The sequence below is a fragment of the Nostoc sp. MS1 genome, assembly GCF_019976755.1.
In the GTDB taxonomy this organism is placed as follows: Bacteria; Cyanobacteriota; Cyanobacteriia; order Cyanobacteriales; family Nostocaceae; genus Trichormus.
In genome coordinates this window covers 5389662-5411552 of sequence record NZ_AP023441.1, presented here as the reverse complement: position 1 = coordinate 5411552, position 21891 = coordinate 5389662, and the positions used below count along the sequence as shown (strand labels likewise).

The window sequence follows — 21891 nt, the reverse complement described above, 5'->3', positions numbered from 1 at the left end:
TTAAAATAATTAATACATTTACTATGATATTTTGTATTTATCAATAAATTTAAAAATTACTACTGTTGAGACAATAACAATAAACACGAAAGCTTAATATATTTCTATAATCAAAGAAAAATATGAGAAATACACTAAAACTTTTTGGTCTTATAGCTTGGGGCAGTTTACTAATTTCTAACCCAGTAAAAGCAGCCGATTTAGATTTTAATACTAACCCTTCTCCTTGGTCTAGTTTTGGGGATGTATACTTCTCAAACTCCAAAGAAGCACTTTTGTCCACTGACGCTAATCTAGATGATGATATTCAGTTAGGCGCAAGCAGTGGAGATTTTAATTTTTCTGGTCAGCCTGCGGGTGAGGTAGGTTTCGTTAGTCCCAACTTAACTGAATTTCTAGGATTGAATGCAGATGCGCTAGATATTAATGGTGTTGCTTATGAAGGCTCTGCTATTAAGCGGACGTTGAATGTCAACGCTGGGGACTCTTTAAATTTTCAAAGGAATTTTTTAACTAACGAAAATTCTTCTTTGGTGAGCGGAAGTTTTCGTGGGTCATTGAATGATTATAGTTTTTTATTGGTGAACGACCAAATTAAGAAGCTAGCAGATATTAATGATGCAACACAATCTAATCCTAATTTTTCTGTAGCGTTTGATAAAGAAAGTGGAATTGAAACTTTCAAATACACTTTTAACAATGCTGGGACATATACTATAGCATTTGGTGTAGTCGATTTAGATGATTACACTGTTTCATCTGCTCTTTCTGTTAGGAATGTGTCTTTAGAGAGTAATCCAATTAGTCAACCCGTACCCGAACCCAGTACTATTATTGGGACTATGGTAGCTCTTGGGTTAAGTGCTTTGTCTAAGAAATATCCAAGACATCAAAAGAAATAATTTAATTTAATTAACTCGGCTTAATAATTAAGTGCTGTATTTTATTCGTTAAATACGCGATCTAACTTATGCCAAATATTTATATTTTGACAAAAACTGAGTATGTGACTAGAAAGACTTTAAACACACGAACACTTCAGTTCAGATTCAAGTCCAGATATCGTTGTCACTCAATCTATTAACTTTAAGCAAAGCGAATCAAATTAATAGATGTTTTCTTTCGCGTCTCATATAGCATAACAATAAGTACGACTAAGAAATCTTCAAAATCATTTTCAAATGTAATATTAATTTTTACTGTATCTTCTTGGAATACAATTTCACTTAAAGCATTAATTTTCATATTTTTATCGGCCCAAGTACGCCAGTCATTTAAAACTTTTTTATAAGCATTGACATTTTTTTCTAAATTTTGTTTAAATTTAACACTACATTCTACTTGGTTAGAAAAATTAGTCATTAATCCTATGATATCAATATCAATTGGTTTAGGTTTTCCTGGTTCCATCACCCAATACTCACGCTTTTTTATTCTTAGAAAATAAACTATACAACTATGACGATAACCAAACCGATCATAGGCAGATGGATGAGAATATAATGGCTGTAATAAACTTTCTTTTTCTTGACCTAATTGGCGAACTTTTTGATTCATTTCAGGATTCCTAGCAACTTCATAGTTAATTTCTGTATCAGTATTATAAATAACTTTATAAAGCTCATCATAAAATTCAAATAATATGTAATCGTAAGGAAGTTCTAATACATATCGAACATTGGGATGTGCGTTCAATGATGACAATTCAGTAAAATAATTTTTCTTGGCAATTGTGAGAACATGATCTATTAAATAATTAGTCATAAATTTTTGTGACTTTAATGTTTTCTAAATTTAGAATTAAAATTTACCTGAAGTTTTCCTAGTTAAAAAGCCCACGGTGTACATAAATCATTTGCTCTCCTTTAATCTACGCAACTTGCATGGGCAGGTTTCCCGATTTGTGCAGAGTGGTGTGATATCATATCCGGTGGAATACTTATCATATCTGTTGGGGCTGGTAATTGGTAATTGGGAAAAGGCAATTATTCACCAAAAACTTATATCCTAAGTGATTACCCGGACTTGATGATATAATTCCAATGCAAACGGATTTGATACAAATGAGGTACACCAATTTCAGAAGGTAGTTTTCAAACTTGAAGTTCAATCGGTTACTGTACCTCATCAACCTCGAATCTGCTGTATATCGATTTTATTTCTTAAAAAGCAAAACCTAAGGATGCTGTTAAACCTGCAATACTAAAATCAAGCTCGATTGAAGATATTGCTATTGTTGCTACAGTAGCCACAAAAATAGCAATTCCAGTTGAATTAATGAATGGATCATATAAAATAATGCCCGGTTCCTCTAAATAGTAATGCAGTGAAATACCAACGATTAGAGGAATATTAATTGTGCTGTTGAATGGATAGCTTCCTCTAACTAGCAATAAACCTGCAAGTGCTCCACCTGTAATTACTCCGCTTGTATATCTATCCAGTTGTTCATTAGGATCTACTACACCACCAAGAGGTTTAATTTCATAAACGTTATTTGGTAGGATGAAAACATCTATTCTTCCCCCTGGGATTGGCACTTCTACTAATCCTTGAGGAGGTGGAAACTGCAATAAGATATCTGCTTGGATTGCACGATGAGCAATACTGCCGAAGATCCAAGGTAATGCCTGAAATGGACTCAGAAGACCAAATCTTAAAGCCAATCTCAAGAAATCTGTTAGAGGTGTTTGTCCTGAAGGATCGACAAAAGTTAAGGGATTCGCATGAGCATACAAATATTTGTTAAGGCTAATGGGACTTACCAGTAAGCCCTCAAAAGGATCTACGCTGGTGAAGCGCCCTAGATTCGGATTGTAATATCGTGCCCGCAGATACTGCCAATTAAGGTTAGAATCGTTTTGCTCTCCTTGGTAAAGGTAGCTATTTTGAGTTGTGCCAGTAGATTGCAATAAATTGCCATAAGCATCGTATGTGTATGTGTCAGTAACAACGCCTGTGGTATTTGTCAGCAACCTTACTCCACTGTGTCCATCATAAAGGTAAAAAGACTGCTGATTGTTTCCAGTTTGAGAGATTAGATCATGTCCATAAACGTAAGATGCTATGGTAGTTTTGTCTGGTGTGTATTCTTCTATAACCTCAGCATAGGGACGGTTAGTATCCACTAAATAGCGGGTTTCTTTACCATCTACTACAGAGCCAATACGAATGCCACTTGAGTTGTAGCGATACTCTGAATGATGGGTTCCCGTAGTTGTGATGACATCAGCACTTATCAGACGATTTTGGTCATCCCAGTGATACGTTGCTTTGTCAGTAGCGTTCTTAATCCTAGAGAGTGTATTACCGTTATTGTCATAAGTATATTGAGTTGTTTGATTGCCTACAACTTCAGTCAATAATTGGTCGTTGTGGTCATAAGTGTAGATGCTTAGTCCGGCAACTGAGTCATTTCGAGAAAGGCGATTTCCTACTGGATCATAAGTGTATTTAATAGTCCGTGTGCTGCTACTAGGATTAGTAATTTCTTCTTGAGTGAGTCGATGTGAGGCATCATAAATATAATGAACTTTACGACCTCCACTTTCTTCAACGAGAGTGCGATCGCCAACGGCATCTAGAGTGTAATGATAGCTAGAAATCAATCCAGATGCTCCCACATTTTCCAGTGATATCAATCGATTCAAACTGTCATAAGCACGAGTTTCTACAATATTGTTAGGAAGTTCAGTCTTAATCAAATTACTTACAGCATCATAAGTATATTTAGTAGTTTTAAAATCAGGAGATATTACTGTTGACAAACGATTAAGAGCATCATAAGTGTAACTGGTTGTATTTGAGGAAGTAATAACAGCAGTCCGATTGCCAGCTAGGTCATAGGTATATTGGATCTGTTGCCCATCAGATTCAGATACAGTTAGTAAATGGTCTCGTGCATCATATATATATTTCGTTACACCATTACTATCTGTAATCGAGGCAATCTTTCCAGTAGGTGTATAAGTGTAGCTAACATTAGTATTGTCAGAAAATTGTTCTTTAATCAGTCGGTTATTACTGTCATACTGATAAGTAATGGTCTTACCATTGAAGTCAGTGTTACTTAAAAGATTGCCAACTGGATCATAAGTAAAACTTGCTCGCTGACCTAAAGGTTTTACAGTAGCCAGACGATGACCTAGCGCATCATATTCGTAAGTGGTTGTGTGTCCATTAGCATCAGTTTGGCGAATTAAGTTCCCTGCACCTTCTTCATCGTAGGCATATACAGGTTCATCATAACCATAAACAGTACGCCCTTTTAGAGGATCAACAACTGCTGTGAGGCGACCTAATACATCATATTCATAACGGGTTGTAAATCCAGCTTGATCAGTCGTAGCTGTTTTATGTCCTAAGATATCGTAAGTATCAACTATGCTTGTACCATCAGCAAAGCTAGTCTGCACTAAATTATTGATCGCATCATAACTGTATTTAGTCGTATGATTGAGCGCGTCCGTCTGACTAATTTGATGCCCAACAGCATCATAAGTATAACGAGTTTCGTTTCCTAAAGCATCACGAATGCTAATTATTTGTCCTGCGGCATCGTATGTATATTGAGTGCGATTGTTTCGTTCATCAATCTGAGCAACGACTTTACCGATTTTATTGTATTCCAGACGAGTTCTGGGGTTATCTGTCAGGTCATCAGGCGTTGCATCTGGATAAATAGTTGCAATCAGCCGACCTAAAGCATCGTAGGTGAAGCGAGTCGTGCGATCGCCCCGGTCGGTTTTCGCAATTTGGTGTCCAGCCGCATCATAGGTAATCTTTTCAGAAGTTTTATCAGCGTAAATCACCTCAATCAATTGACCTTTATCATCATACTTATACTCAGTCCGACGGTTCAAGGCATCAATTTTAACAGTCTTATGACTTAACGCATCGTATTCAGTTTGAGTCTTGTGACCTTCTGGATCTGTAATAGATGTGATTAGACCATTAGCATTGTAAGTCTTAGTTGTCACCAAGGTGCGTAGACCTGAGCTAGTGCTTACTAGGCTTGTTTCTGTCAGTTCATTACCGTTGCTGTCATATGTATAAGTAGTAGCATTACCTAAAGTATCAACTTGACGAGTTACATGACCAAAGCGATCATATTCAAAGCTAATGAGATTTCCCCCTGCATCCGTAACAGAGAGCAGCTGTCCTCCTTGGTCATACTTAAGTTGCGTAAGATGACCTGCTGCATCAGTTTTAGATAACAAGTTACCTCGACTGTCATAGGTGTAGGTTGAGGTATTACCTAGAGGGTCTGTTTCTGTGAGGGGTTTGTTAAAGCTATTGTAGGTATAACGACTAATATTTCCTAGTGCATCAACTTTCGTAAGAACATTGCCACTGATGTCATAAGTATAAGTCGTTTTATGACCTTCAGAATCTGTTTCAGTTAGTAAGTTATTTCTTTCATCAAAAGTTCTCTGTGTTAACCCACCTAAAGCATCAACTTCTCTAACAATATTTCCCCGACTGTCATATTCATAAGTAGTGGGGTTACCTAGTCCATCTTTGATTGTTTGAAGAGAGTTTTCGGGGTCATAAACAAACTGTACAGGGTTTCCTGCTGCATCTATTAACTTAACTAACCGTCCTTGCTCGTCATATTCATTTTTGACCCCCACACGTTTCAAAGGATCGATAATCTTATCTAAATAGTGTGGTTGCTCATTTTTGTACTCAAACTGAGTTTTGTTGTTTTCTCGATCTGTAACCGTGACTAAATTTCCCTGAGTATCGTATTCATAACGAATAACCTTACCCAATGGGTCAGTAACTGTGGCAATTTGCCCATAATTATTGCGTTCAAAGGTGATCTTTTGTCCTGTACTGCTACTAATTCCTCCATCAGTGAAAGTTAGCTGATTGCCATTGGTGTCGGTAATTTTATCAATATCACCAGTCTGGGCATTAATTTGATAGACGATTCCCTCTTTAGTAGTGAGGATATAGTAACCACCAAAACCGTAATCTGTATCAGCAGGATTGTAAGCACCCCCATTGAACCCATAAAACTGGTCATTTGTGCCTTTAATTAGCACAGAAGAGGCTACTGTTAAGGTGCTAGCAACACCTTTATCAGCAACAAATCCTGGTTGGTACAATCCGGGTAACAAGTAGCCTCGGGGCTGAAAGGTAAAACGTTCGCGTTTTCTTCCTGGCAGTGTGATGTAGACTTGAGTACCTGCATCAAAACCAATTGTACGAATGCCTATCTCTTCATAAAGTTCATCTTTTGGTAAGTTCGTCCGCAAGTCGGTATCGCGGAACTCCATACGCCAGCCATAACCAAAGTCATCTTTGGTGTTGCTGTTGAAGGTATCGTAAGTTCGAGTCAGAATAATGGGAATGCCGTTGACAGGAATTTCTAAATCTGTAAACGAGACTTGGAAGTTACCCAACTTGAAATTCCCTGTGATGCTGCTAGTTGTTTGCACACTACTCTGATGATTACCAGCATCATAAGCAGTTAAACGTAAAACGTAAGTATCATTGGGCAGTACTGAAGGGTCAAACTTACCTAAGACTCCATCTATAACTGCTTGTGTACCTCGAAATACCTCCTTAAATGGCGCACTGCCATCTACAGGCGCAACTTCCAGCGTGTAGTACAGCAGGTTGGAGTCACTCACCTGGCCACGAATATCTATAGGGGCAGTGATAGTATCAGGAATTGTTGATAAATCTAGCTTGACAGTTGGTGCTTCCGTATCTGTGGGGTCGAGGATAAGGACGATAGTAGTTGCTTGGGCATTGTTGCCAGCCAAGTCAGTAGCGATCGCCTTGGCAGAGATCGTCCCTAAACTAGTAGTAGTTAATCTCGCTATACCATTGGCATCGACTAAAACAGGCTTATTGTCAATCAGTAATTGCAGATTTGCGATGCCAATATTATCGGTAGCTTTGACTTGGAAGAAAATTTCGTCGCCTTTGTTAGCAATATTAGTGCTACGAATTAAGTTGATTTGCGGGGCAGTTGTATCTGCGGCAACGGTTAAGTTAAAGTTTTGCGTGACTTTGCCACCTGCATTGTCGGAAATCGTGACAATAACGGGATAAGTCCCGACTTGATTGGCTGTTGGTGTCCAACTCAGTCTGCCCAGTGAATCGACGGTAATACCGCGTTTTTGTGATTCTGTGTCTAAAGTATAGGTGAGCGTGCCGCCATCAGGATCGTTAGCTTGAATATCGTAGCGGTAGGTAACACCAGGGGTAGCATCTGTACGTGGTGCAGTGGAACGAATAATAGGCAAACTGTTGACTTTAGCGGCTAGGGTATAACCTTGAGTTACACCTAACCCTTGATTGTCAAAGGCAGCCACGACCACTTGGTAGTTACCCGCAACAGGATTTGCCCAATTCAACAATCCACTGCTGGCATTAATAATCATGCCTGTCGGGGCTTCTAACAATTTATAGGTGATGATATCGCCTGCATCGGTGTCAGTTGCCTGGACTTGATATTTGTACGGTTCAGCACCACCGACAGTCGCAAAGAAACTGGGAGTAGAGGTAATAGTTGGTGCATGGTTGATGGCGGTAGTGACTACTTGCAGGGTGTAGGTTTGCTGGCTAGCTGCCCCTTGGGCATCACGGACTATCACCTCAATTTGCTGTGAACCTGTTTGATTAGATGTCGCAGTCCATTGAATTAAGCCTGTTTTGCCATCAATTACCATCCCCGTCGGTTTTGCCCCCAAACTGTAAGTTAAGGGTTCATTTTCTGGGTCATTGGCAACGACTTGATAAGTGTAAGCCTGATTTTGAGCCGCTTTGGTTATGGGTGTGGAAAGAATTTGGGGTGGGGTATTGACACCAGTTGCTTTTAGTGAGTATTCCTGAACTGTATAAGCTCCATAATTATCAGTTAAGCGAATTGCCACAGCAAAATCACCAATTTGAGTGGCTTTTGGCTGCCAACGCAATGCTCCGGTGTTGGTATCTATTACCATCCCATCAGGCGCTTGATCTAAACTCCAGAACAGTTGGTCATTGTCGGGGTCATTACCTGTGAGGTTGTATTGGTATTGTTTTTGGAGGTTAGTGACTAAATTCGGGGCAGAAGTAATGGCTGGTGGGCGATTGGTGATTTGGTTAGTAACGTTAATACTAAAGGATTGCTCAATGAATCCGCCTTGGCTATCACTGACACGCAACTTCACATTGTTCGCACCTGACTGTTGTGGTTGGGGATTCCAGGTGATGACATTATCTTTAATTGTCAGTCCCTCTGGCTTGGTGGTCAGGGTATAGGTCAAGGAGTCGCCATCGGGGTCACTGGCAATGATTTCATAGAAGTATGGTGTACTTGGTCTGGCGGAGGTACGGGGTACGGAGGTGATTGTTGGGAGTCTGTTGGGTTGGGGATTAACAACGGTGGCTTTGATGGTTTGTAAAGCTTCTCCACCTTTGTTATCTTTGACTTGAATTTGGAAGGTGCGATCGCCTAACTGACTGGCTACTGGTGTCCACTTCAGGAGTCCATCATTGGTAATTGTCACTCCTGTTGGTGCGTTGACTAATGCAAAACTAATAGCATCGCCATCGGGGTCAGTTGCTGTCGCTTGATATTGGAATACTTTGCCTACTTGTGGTTGCGTGTCTGCGGGCAGAGTAGAAGTAAAGATCGGAGCATTATTATCGGCTAATACTTCTACATTCACATATTGCAGTGCTTTACCGCCTCGACCATCGTTAGCTGTCAGCAGAATATTAAACTTGGCTGTTGTCTCTGCTGCATAACCCCGACCAATGGCATCTAGCCTGGCTTTATTTTCTTTTAATTCCTTGTAAAATTGGTCAACTTGTGCTTTGGTTGGTGTCCAAACTACTGTTCCTGTCTTAGCATCGACGGTTGCGCCTTTGGGTGCCAACACCAGACTGTAAGTAACGGGATCGGCATTGGGATCTACTGCATTGGCGCGGTACAGCAGAGTTTGTCCTGCCTTGAGTTGAGTTAAATCGGCTGGGTTGGTGATAAAGAACGGGTCTTCATTAGCAGGTTCTCTGACTTTACCCACACCAAATAGATGAATGAATTTTTCCCCAACAGTAGTGACAGTATCAGTCCAGCCTTTATTGCTACTGGGTAAAGTCTGCACATAACCACTAGGCACAACTTCTCGGACAGTGTATGTTTCAGGTTCTAAGCCATCAAAGGTAAATTGATATTTGGTTGTGCCTAACGTCGATTCGCTGGTATCTTTTTGGGTAATTTGGACAGGTTCACCGCTATCAAGTACACCATTATTGTTCAAGTCTAAGTAGACTGAGACATTTTCTTTGAGGGGTTCTGTGGCATAGCGAGGATCAAAGCCAGAGAAGATATCAAAAAGTTCGTCGAATTCTAGAACTTGCAGGGCATTAGGATCAACTTTATCTAAAGTTTCTACAGTCGCATACTGACCGATCGCAAAAGCTGTAACACTACCTCCTCTAGCTTTGATATCTGCGGCTACTTGAGCAGCCTTGACTGCATCTAATGCCCCATAACCATCGGACATGAAGATTAAGTTAGGATTGCCAGAAACAGTACCCAGTAAGGTATCGATAGTTTCTAATACAGGTGTAAATCTACTGCTGCCATTAGAGGTGTAAGTTTTGAGAATTTCTTTGATGTCTGCAATGCCATTATTATTTTTATCTGCCAAAGCTGTCGTGTAGGGCTGAGTTCCAGGTGTGACCAAATCCATATCTTGAATGACAGCAGTATTAGTGAAAGGTAACAAGCCAATTTTCAGCTTGTCGCCTAACCCTTGCGCCACGACAGCATCCATAAATGTCAGCACCGCCTGGACTTGGGCATCCAGGACTGTTTTAACATTTTTATACTGACCCTTGCCGTAGAAAGGTGCGGCGGTACTACCGGAGGTATCAACGGCAAAGACGACAATGGGATTATCACCACTGAACAGCTTAGTATCGCGGATACCATTGCTGTTGAGATCATCAAAGACTGCACCTTGAATTTTGCCTAAAGCACCATAAACTTGGACTTCAAAGTTTTGTCGATCATAGCCACCTCTGCGGTCAGAAACTTCGACTTTGAAAGTTGCTTTATCTCCATTTTTCACGCCAGAGGTGGGAAACCAGAGAAGTTCTCCAGTATCACCGTTAATACTCGCCCCCAGAGGTGCGTCAACTAAGCGATAGAACAGGGCATCGTTATCGGGGTCAACACTCTTGAGTTGGTAACGGTAAGCTTCTTGATCTAAACCATATTTAGTTTGAGGTGTACTAATAATTACAGGGTTGCCATTTTCGGGGTCGGGAACAACACGAATTTGATAGTCTTGAATTGCCGTTGCACCTGCTGGATCTTTAGCTGCTAATTTAACATTAAATAGTCCTAAAGTTCCTTCACCGCCACCGGAAGATTTCCCATTACTGGGAATAATAATATCTCTGGTTGTAGTACTGTGTCGAGTGACTTGGAAACTACTATCAATTTTATTTGTGTTGTAACTTCCTTGGATTAATAGGTTGTATTCTCCTGTGTAGGGAATAACTACTTCTGCGTTAGATCCTTGATATTGATCGAAAAGTAAATTATTACCAACACCATAGAGTTTCCAGAGAGAATTACCATCAATGCCGTTGGTAGAAATCACATCAAAATAGAGTCTTTCTCCGGCTTTGGCTTTAACTTTGTAGACTTGGCTTTGTTGTCCCGAAGGCAAGGAGAATGTATTGGGTAAATTGAAGCTTATTTCCGGTGCAGCATCCAGTTCTAAGAGTTGGAAGGAGAAATTGCTAGCTGTATTTTGTTGATTCCTCAGAACTAGACTATACCAACCTGGTTGAGTTAGTGTGTAGGGATTAGAATCAGCATTCCAATATAGACTACTAACGGATGAAACAATATTGCCATTAGGATCATAGACAACAGCATTAACATTATTATCGCCTGTCATGCTGTTAAACATTAGACGTAAGCCATTTGTGCCGTTGAAAGTATATATTTTTTCTTCTAAATTGTTGAGACTTCCGGCAACAACTCCACCTAATTCTAAATAATTAACTCCTGGTTTGAGTCCATTTGCCAGTTCTAGTAATTTGAATTTATAACTACCTATAGTTGTGTTGTAGTAACCAAAAATCTGTAGTTTATAGTCGCCAGTTTGTTCTAATAAAATAGGGTCACTATCATAGTGAGTATCATAATCACTAAAAACATACGTGCCGTCTGGTTTAATTAACCTAGCACGAATCTGCCAGTTATTATAATTATTATCTAAACTATCAAACAGAATCTTCGTCCCTGCTGTGGCAGTGAAGTTATAATCAATTACCTGTCCGGTGTTGAGTGTTCCTGTTTGTAGAGTTCCTAATCCTGAATTGGTGACAGGAGTTGTGGAATTATCAGTGACGATGAAACTGTAATTAACTGAAGTAGTGCTATTACCTGCGATCGCTAGCGTATAAATCCCATCTGCTGCTAAAGTGGCTTTAAAGTCAGGACTATTAGCTACAGGTGTTTTGATGGCTTTACCAGATGGGTCATAAAAAGTCCAGTTAGCGCCTACCCAGGTGACTGCATTCAAGTCAAAGTTGAGAATTTGTCCTTGTTTGCCGTTAAATTGATATAGGTCAGTTTGATTGCCTGGCGTAAGACTGCCAGTAATAGTATTACTAAGAGTCAGGGTAGGTGCAGCTGTGCGATCGCTAACAATAAAGCTATAGTTGCCTGTAGTTGTGCCTACTCCGTCAATGATTAAGCGGTAAGTTCCGTCTTCGCCTAAGTTAACAGGCGACCAATCACTATTGATATCGCGGTCAGCAACTAAAACATTGGTAGGACTGTATAATTTAGCTTTGAGGTTAGGATTAGTGGCGATCGCATCTAGGAAGATTTGCTGTCCAACTGTCCCAGCAAAGGTGTAAATATCTTGTTCGCCTCTAGTAGCAATATTACCGCTTACTAAACTACCTAATGGTAAATTAGCGTAGTCAAACTGTGGCGATGTTAAATAGAACTTGTAATTAGTATTAGCAGCACCATTCCCCTGCATGACCAACAGATATTCACCTGTTGTGGGAACATCAAATTCATAATCATTATTGGAGTATCCTTCTTGGAGATAACCACTGCCAATGTACTGTCCACCAGTTCCGTAAATAATCCAAGAGTTGGGATACTGACCTATTGCAGTATCTAAATAGAAATGTTGTCCAGCTTGGGCATTGAAACGGTAGAGCTTAGAACCAATGCCAGCACTATCAAAAGTGCCACTGGTATCAGTGTTGAAGATGACGGGAGTAGCTACAGCTTTATCTAACAAGCGGAAGTTGTAATTACCTGTAGCTTCACCATTACCATAACTAACGTTACCATCGACGACAAGTTTATAAGTCCCGTTCATCGACAGCACTAATCCATCATTTGTCCCTCTGTCATTGCGGCTATCAGCGTTGTAAATTTCCCGTCCTGTAGGGTCAAACAATTGCAAACGGAAGTAATCCCCACCCAAAGCATCGTAGAATAGTTGTTGTCCGGCTGTACCTGTGAAGGTGTAGGTGTCTTGTTCGCCTTTCTCAGAAATGCTGCCAGTGACGGTATTACCCAGTGTCAACGCTGCGGTGGTGAACTCTGGGGTAACGATACGCAGTTTGTAGTTGAGGTCAGTTGCACCGTTACCTTGCATGACCAACAGGTATTCACCTACACCTGCACTAAATTCTCTGTCGTCGTAGATGTAGGTGCTGGTGATGTACTGCCCGTTGGGCGCGTAAATGATCCAGTTGTTGTAGTATGTTCCAGCTTGACCGTCGATGTACAGGTATTTACTACCACCTGTGATGTTGAAGCGATATAGTCTACTGCCGATGCTGTTGTCGAGTGTGCCTGTGATGTCTGTGTCTAGGTTGACTACTGGGGCTGCGGCTTTGTCGAGGAAGCGGAAGCTGTAATTACCTGTGCCTTCACCGTCACTACCAATAACGACTTTATAAGTCCCGTTCATCGACAAGACTAGTCCACCATTAGTACCTACGTCATTGCGGCTATCAGCGTTGAAGATTTCCCTACCTGTGGGATCATACATCCGCACACGGAAAGATTCACTAGCCAAGGCATCATAGAAAAGTTGCTGTCCGGCTGTACCTGTGAAGGTGTAGGTGTCTTGTTCGCCTTTCTCAGAAATGCTGCCAGTGACGGTATTACCCAGTGTCAACGCTGCGGTGGTGAACTCTGGGGTAACGATACGCAGTTTGTAGTTGAGGTCAGTTGCACCGTTACCTTGCATGACCAACAGGTATTCACCTACACCTGCACTAAATTCTCTGTCGTCGTAGATGTAGGTGCTGGTGATGTACTGCCCGTTGGGCGCGTAAATGATCCAGTTGTTGTAGTATGTTCCAGCTTGACCGTCGATGTACAGGTATTTACTACCACCTGTGATGTTGAAGCGATATAGTCTACTGCCGATGCTGTTGTCGAGTGTGCCTGTGATGTCTGTGTCTAGGTTGACTACTGGGGCTGCGGCTTTGTCGAGGAAGCGGAAGCTGTAATTACCTGTGCCTTCACCGTCACTACCAATAACGACTTTATAAGTCCCGTTCATCGACAAGACTAGTCCACCATTAGTACCTACGTCATTGCGGCTATCAGCGTTGAAGATTTCCCTACCTGTGGGATCATACATCCGCACACGGAAAGATTCACTAGCCAAGGCATCATAGAAAAGTTGCTGTCCGGCTGTACCTGTGAAGGTGTAGGTGTCTTGTTCGCCTTTCTCAGAAATGCTGCCAGTGACGGTATTACCCAGTGTCAACGCTGCGGTGGTGAACTCTGGGGTAACGATACGCAGTTTGTAGTTGAGGTCAGTTGCACCGTTACCTTGCATGACCAACAGGTATTCACCTACACCTGCACTAAATTCTCTGTCGTCGTAGATGTAGGTGCTGGTGATGTACTGCCCGTTGGGCGCGTAAATGATCCAGTTGTTGTAGTATGTTCCGGCTTGACCGTCGATGTACAGGTATTTACTACCATCTGTGATGTTGAAGCGATATAGTCTACTGCCGATGCTGTTGTCGAGTGTGCCTGTGATGTCTGTGTCTAGGTTGACTACTGGGGCTGCGGCTTTGTCGAGGAAGCGGAAGTTGTAATTACCTGTGGCTGTTCCATAACTATCTACAACAACTCGATAAGTACCGTTTGTTGACAAGACTAATCCACTATCAGTTCCCAAATCATAGCGGCTATCTCGATTGAAGATTTCCCTACCGGTGGGGTCATACAATCGCACCTGCAAGTAATCACTAGCCAAGGCATCGTAGAACAGTTGTTGTCCGGCTGTGCCTGTAAATGAATAACTCTTTTGTCCACCAGCTTGACTAATCGTTCCACTAACTGTGTTACCCAAGGTTAGAGTTGCATCATTCAGTGGGGTTGGTGTAAAAGTTTGGAGGGTTTTGATTTGAAGATTATAATTGCGATCGCTTGCCCCATTTCCTTGTATAACTAGCAGGTATTCCCCTGATGCTAAGGTTAATTCGCGATCGCCACTCAGGGAATTACTATTGACATATTGCCCATTTTGTGCATACAGAATCCAGCTATTAAGATAAACACCTGCTTGACTGTCAAAATTGAGGCGTTTACTACCACCTGTAATGTTGAAGCGATACAGTTTACTGCCGATGCTGTTATCGAGTGTGCCTGTGATGTCTGTGTCTAAATTGACTAACGGGGCGGTGGCTCTGTCGAGGAAGCGAAAACTGTAATTGCCTGTGCCTTCGCCGTTACCATCAACTACTACTTTGTAAGTGCCGTTCACGGACAGGACTAGTCCGCCATCAGTTCCCACATCATAGCGGCTATCTCGATTGAAAATTTCCCTACCTGTGGGGTCATACAATCGCACCTGTAAGTAATCACTAGCCAAGGCATCATAGAACAGTTGCTGTCCGGCTGTGCCTGTGAAGGTGTATGTGTCTTGTTCGCCTTTTTCGCTAATATTGCCACTAACTGTATTACCAATTGTCAGGGCTGCTGTTGTCAGTTCCGGGGTAATGATGCGGACTTTGTAGTTGAGGTCACTACCACCATTACCTTGCATGACTAGTAAGTATTCCCCTGTATCTAGGGAAAATTCTCGGTCATTATTAATAGATGTGCTAGTAACGTACTCACCGTTGGGTTTGTAAACTAACCACTGGTTAGCAGAACTACCTGTTTGACCGTCAATGTACAGGTACTTACTACCACCTGTGATGTTGAAGCGATACAGTTTACTGCCGATGCTGTTATCGAGTGTGCCTGTGATGTCTGTGTCTAAATTGACTAACGGGGCGGTGGCTCTGTCGAGGAAGCGAAAACTGTAATTGCCTGTGCCTTCGCCGTTACCATCAACTACTACTTTGTAAGTGCCGTTCACGGACAGGACTAGTCCGCCATCAGTTCCCACATCATAGCGGCTATCTCGATTGAAAATTTCCCTACCTGTGGGGTCATACAATCGCACCTGTAAGTAATCACTAGCTAAGGCATCATAGAACAGTTGCTGTCCGGCTGTGCCTGTGAAGGTGTAAGTATCTTGTTCGCCTTTTTCGCTAATATTGCTACTAACTGTATTACCAATTGTCAGGGCTGCTGTTGTCAGTTCCGGGGTAATGATGCGGACTTTGTAGTTGGTGTCAGCTGCACCGTTGCCTTGCATCACCAGCAGGTATTCCCCTATATCTAAGAAAAATTCTTGGTCATTATTAATAGATGTGCCAGTGATGTACTGACCGTTGGGTTTGTAAACTAACCATTGGTTGGGAGAACTGCCGGCTTGAGTATCGAAGTAGAGATATTTGCTACCGCCTGTAATGTTGAAGCGATACAGGGTAGACCCTAGACCGTTTTGGTCAATTGTCCCAATAATATCTTTGTCTAAGTCTACTGTGGAGGCAGCGTCCCGGTCTAATAAGCGGAACTTATAGTTTCCTGTGGTTTCTCCATCTCCATCAATGACGAGTTTATAAGTTCCATCGACTGTTAAGGCTAGATAATCAACGCCAGTGTCAGAACGGCTATCGCGGTTGTAAAGTCCTATGTTCCGACCTTGGGGGTCGTAAATGTTAACTGTTAAACGATCACCATCTAAAGCATCGTACCAAAGTTGTTGTCCGGCTTTAGCGATAAATGTATAGTGGTCTTGTTCTCCTTTTTCCGCGATCGCACCCGTAATCACACTACCAAGATTCAGAGGTGTTGTCACAATCTCTGGGGTGATAATCGAGAATGAGTAGTTAACGCTACTGGTAAATGCTTCTCTTCCGCGCACAGCTAGGGTGTATTCCCCAGCTACAGGTAAATCTATTTCAATATCATCAAAATTTCCATTGTAAGTAACAACTTGGTTGCTGGCATTGTAGAGAACCCAATCTAAGTTACCATCGTCGCTCAGTTTATCAAAGAAGAGTTTTTGTCCTTGGCTACCTGTAAAGCGATAAAGCTGATCTTGAGAACCAGGACTAAGTTTATCTTGAATGACTGTATCTAATGGTACTATCGGCACTAAGTTCTGGTCTATCACCCTGAACCCGTAAGTTCCTACCATGTCACCATCGGTTCGCAGGACAATCCGATAGTTGCCATTCTCAGCCAAATTCAGCAGTTTGTTATCATCTAAGCGGCTATCATTCACTAACAAACCACTAGGGCTGTAAACTTTAAACTGCCAACGGTAATAATCACCACTGGACTGTAAAGGATCAATATACAGTCGCTGTCCAGCTACACCAGTGATTGTAAATTCATCTACATCGCCGGGAATACTAATCCGACCAATAACCGTATCTCCCAAAGTTAAGACCGGTGGCGGTGTCCACTCTACTACCCCAGTTGTGGGATTGACTTTCATTCCATCCGGGCCAAGAACTAAGCTGTAAGTGAGTGGGTCTTGATCTGGGTCAATGGCATCGGCATCATATTTGTATGGTTGATTAATAGCCGCATCAACAACTGGTGTAGATGTAAATATGGGTGGTCTGTTGGGAGGACGGTCGATGACAGCCAAGGTATAGGTTTGCTGAGTCACTCCGCCCAGCCCATCACTAACTCGGATGCTGATGTTGTGATTACCAATGTTAGCTACATTCGTATTCCACTCAATCAAACCTGTGTCTGCATTAATTCCTAAACCTTGGGGTGCAACTAATAATTGATAAGTTAGTGGGTCTTGGTCTGGGTCTGTGGCGTTGACATCATATTTGTAAGGTTGTCCACCAATTACTTCTAACACTGGTTGTGTCTGAATCACGGGATTTTGATTCAAGACTGATAACACAGCAACATCATAGGTAAACTGTACCTGTGAGGGGTTAAAGAAAGCAAAAGAGCGATCGCTGCTGACCTGCTGAGGATTAAGTTTACCGCCAGGAATGAGTTCGCTAAAGTTGTAGTAAGGTAATCCATCTGGGGTGTAGCCGTCAATATTCCGCAACTGCACACTGGGATCGCTAATATTCTTGACAACTACAACTAATGGTGCATTAATCCCATAGCTACCAATATTTTTAACTTCGACATCTGCATACAACAGTTTTGTCTCCTCGTTAAAGGAGGTACGCTGATACTGGAGTTGAATTGATGGAGTGACATCTTCAACCTTGTTGATATTGAGGCTGCTGCTTAAGAAAGGTGTATCCCCGACCGAGGATAGAGGTGCTAGAGTTCCCGGTGGTGCATCGTTGAGATTGATTTCTTTGATACTAACGTAGGAAGCGATATCACTGTCATTATTAACTAACCGGAAGACTAAACGCCCGTTGGTATTAGGTGTAATTCCTGTGAGGTTAACCTTGACTGTCTGGGTGATTGGGTCATAATTTGTACCAGCAGCAGTGGCAGGATTCAACCCTTCGGTGATATTAAAGAAGCTATCCCGGTTTGATGTAATGGTATGAACTAAAGAATTACCTTGACTATCAACCAAGGCGACTTCAAACGCATCTTTAATACTATCGGTATCACCCAGATCAAAGCTAGGAACTACTTTAAAGCTGAGGATTTGCGGTTGCTGAGAAATCAGCAGGTTAGTCGTGAGTTCAGGACTAAAATTCGTCCTTTCTCGCAGAACTGCACCGACAGAAAGCAAGAATGTTTGCGTGTTGCTTAGTCCACCTGCGTCAGTGACAACCAGAGGAATGGTGTAAATTCCGGCGTTACCAATTCCGGGATTACCAGAAAGAACAGCAGTACCATTTTGATTATTGCTTAAGGTTAACCAACTAGGTAGGTTAGTAGCACTCAAAATCCGACTATCGTTTTCTGGGTCGCCTGTGGTGATGAGATATTGGTATGGGCTACCAACTTCTCCATTATTAATCGGTGTACTAGTAAAGAAAGGTGCTTCGTTGATGTTGGTAATGGAGATAGTCAAGTTTTTCTCAAAACTCAATCCCCCCTTGTCTGTGGTTTTAACTCTGATTGTGTGACTGTTCGCCTGCTCAAAATTAAGTAAGCTACTGTTAGCGACGATTATCTGATTTGTTCCAGAGGCGATCGCAAATCTTCCACCTGCATCATTTACTAAACTATAAGTAAAGCTATCCGCAACATCCGGATCAATACTACTAAATGTGCCAATTAATGTATTATTAGCTGAGTTCTCAGCGATTGCTGCGTTACTAAGAATGATGTTAGTGGGGGATTCATTAACATCTGCAATATTTATAGTTAACGCTTTCTCCAAGCTTAACCCGGTACTATCTGTCGTTTTTACTCGGATTGTGTAGGTTGATTTAGTTTCAAAGTCAGGAGAAAACTTCAGTTTTACTTGGTTGCCATCAATAATAAATTGATTATTATTACTGTCTCCAATGCCACTGACTAAAGCATAAGTAAAGTTATCATTTCCATTGGGGTCAACTGTGTTTAGTGTCCCGACAACACTACCAGAAGTAACATTTTCTGAGATAGTTGCTGGATTTAAGGTAATATCTGTAGGTGGTAAATTAGGAGCAATAACTTGGATTTGAATCGTTTCAAAATCTTCTAATACCGGATTACCGTTATCTTTGACTCTAATTGTGATGGGGTAAATGCCTACAGTTGTGGGAGTCCAAGCAAATGTTCCCTTGATAGTGTCAAGCTTGGTTGTTGTCGGCGCACCATCATCGATGAAGAAGCTTAAACTATTGGCGGGACTATCGCTATCATTGGCTGTAACGATAAAGCTGAGGGTTTCGCCTAGTGTAATGGTTTTGTTGCCAATATTTGCTAAAACAGGTGCTGTATTAACCTCTGCTACATTGATAGTAAAGGTACGGAAGTCTGCTAGTTTACCATCAGTGACACGGATGGTAATAGGATAACTTCCTGGGCCTTGGGTTTCTAGAGGAGTCCAAGTTAATAAACCTGTGGTTGAATCGAGGTTAACTCCTGAAGGGACGCTGGAATCTAAGGTGTAGGTGAGGGGATCTGATTCGGGATCTGTGGCTTTAATTGTGAAGGCAAACGGAGTTTGTTCGTTGATATTTTGGTTAGCGATCGCCTCTATTATAGGTGCTTCGTTAACATTGGTAATAGTAATATTAAAAGCTTTATCAAAGAATAACCCACCTGCATCAGTAGTTCTTACTCGGATGCTGTAGTTAGATTTAACTTCAAAATTAGGCGATTGTTTAATTCTCAGTTCATTGCCCAAGATAGTGAACGCAGTATTATCTGTATCGCCTTCACCACTGACAAAACTATAAGTGTGTGTATCGCCAACATCAGGTTCAGTTGTGGTGAATGTGCCAATGATACTGTTAGCTACAACATTTTCTGCGATCGCCTCATTACTTAAATTTAAAGCTGTAGGTGCTTCGTTAACATTGGTAATAGTAATATTAAAAGCTTTATCAAAGAATAACCCACCTGCATCAGTAGTTCTTACTCGAATACTATATGCAGACTTAGTTTCAAAATCCGGGGATTTTTTTATTTTAAGTTGACTATCAACAATAACAAATGCTGTATTATCTGTATCGCCTTCACCATTAACTAAACTATAAGTATGGGTATCAGCAACATCAATGTCAGTTGTGGTGAATGTACCAATAATGTTATTATCTGGCACATTCTCTGCACTACTAGCAGGATTCAGGCTCAGATTTGTCGGTGCTGTGTTGATTGGTTGAACCAAGCGTTGAAATGTTTGGCTAAAATACCCTTGATTCCCAGCTAAATCTTTTGCAACTACAGTAAACAGATTACTTCCTTGAGTCAGCGAGATATTAGTAAAAGTAAACTGTCCTAAATTATTGCTAGTGCTGCTAACCCCAGTTTGTTGCAAACTTACAGTTAAATTAGCTTCTGTTGCGCCTACTAAGTTGACTTTCTCAAAGCTAGTTTGCAAATCTCCCACTGGTGCAGAATCAAAGTTCGGGTCAAGTTGGAGGTTTAAAATAGGTGCGGTTGTGTCTAAAACAAAATTGAAACTGTAGACACTGGAGATATTACCCTTATTATCCGTAGCTTGCAGTTTTAATGTGTAAGCACCATCATTGAGGCTACCACCGTTAATTTGTTTTAACCGTGCAGTAGTCAAATTAAAACTACCATCTGGTTGTAGCGTATCGAAAATATTTACTGTAACTGCTTGATTATTTAATCCAGCTTTGAGACTGATAAGATTGCTAGTTGCAGTAACTTTAGCGCTAATTGTTGGGTCAAAGGTGAGGCGATCACTGGCTGATGCCCCTGTATCATTAACTAAACCTGCTTGAATTTGTGGTGGTTCTCCTGGGTTGGGAATGAAGTGTTTAGTGTAGCTACTGAGGTCATTCGGTGTGACTTTCTCTACATAGATATATGGTCTAGCTGATAACGGTCCTTTACCATCACTGTCTAGGAGAATGACTGTTCCATCTGCATAAGTGCCGAATTGAATATAACCATCTGCTATCGGATTAAACCCACCGTAGCCAAAACTGCTCAGTACTTGGCTTACGTCAATCACATCCTGACGTAGTTCAAAGTCTTTGATAATATCGCCTGCATCCCTAATGTTTTGGTAAACGAATGTATCCGCACCACTACCACCTGTAATTACGTCTGCACCAAAACCACCAATGATGCGATCGCTCAATGGTGTACCCGTTAAAATATCACGTCCACCGGTGCCAACAATTTCGTTAACCGATTGTTCTACCAGCAAAGTCTGACCATTGATTGTGACTATCTTATGGTCATCTTCTAGTGTGATTGCTTGTATTTGTGCTGATGTTAATTCAACGCCATCAACGATAGCAGCAAATAACTCTCCTTCATCTCCTGGAGTATCAACTGTATTTAATTGTGAATCTATGTAATGGCCCAGTTCTTCAGTTAAAACTTGGGCAATAGCATTTATAGGATTCTGTTCTATAAATTTTTGTGCTAGGTAAATCGTATTTGTCTGCTGACTGAATGCGCCTTGAGATTGTAATTCTTGCCCTGAAACAATTTTTAGCTGGGGCAAGTTTTTAGCTTGTGATAAATCTGTCAAGATGGCTGTTGCTTTTGTCGTTTGCCATCCTGAGCCAAAACTAAGCTTTAAGCTATCAATATAATTAGGTTGTCCAAGAAAACTCTTGAGCGAATCTGTTACTTGCAATAGCGATATACTAACAGCTTCTTCGCTAACTAATAGTGAGTCTCCAAGTAAAGGGTCTAATCTTGCGGGATAATTCGATTCAACAAACTTAGGTGATAATTCATATTTTGCAAAAGATACCGGAATTTGGCATTCTAAATTGAGAGAGCTAGAACCAAGTTGAGTTAACCCCATTGGCTGCCAGCAAGCAAATGTATCTGGCAATAAGGGATGGTTATGCAATGAAATTTGATCGTGGACAAAAATGCTAATTCCGGTATCCATTGGGATTCTCACCCTAATATATATTTGCTGACATCGCTTATTT

The 21891-nt window shown here is 41.3% G+C and carries 3 protein-coding genes; 1 reads left to right on the top strand and 2 read right to left on the bottom strand.

Going from position 1 to position 21891, the window contains the following annotated elements:
- Positions 1-122: 122 nt before the first annotated feature.
- Positions 123-902: a PEP-CTERM sorting domain-containing protein gene (locus NSMS1_RS23320; RefSeq protein ID WP_224087096.1), complete on the top strand. Its 780-nt coding sequence runs from the start codon at positions 123-125 to the stop codon at positions 900-902.
- Positions 903-1086: 184 nt separating this feature from the next.
- Here the strand turns inward: NSMS1_RS23320 and NSMS1_RS23315 are convergent, their stop codons facing one another.
- Together NSMS1_RS23315 and NSMS1_RS23310 are read right to left on the bottom strand one after the other, a co-directional pair.
- Complete coding sequence (locus tag NSMS1_RS23315; protein WP_224087095.1) at positions 1087-1764, bottom strand: hypothetical protein; 678 nt, start codon at positions 1762-1764, stop codon at positions 1087-1089.
- A 398-nt stretch (positions 1765-2162) separates the two neighbouring features.
- Positions 2163-21848, bottom strand: coding sequence for a putative Ig domain-containing protein (locus tag NSMS1_RS23310; protein WP_224087094.1), 19686 nt, complete (start codon positions 21846-21848; stop codon positions 2163-2165).
- Positions 21849-21891: the final 43 nt, after the last annotated feature.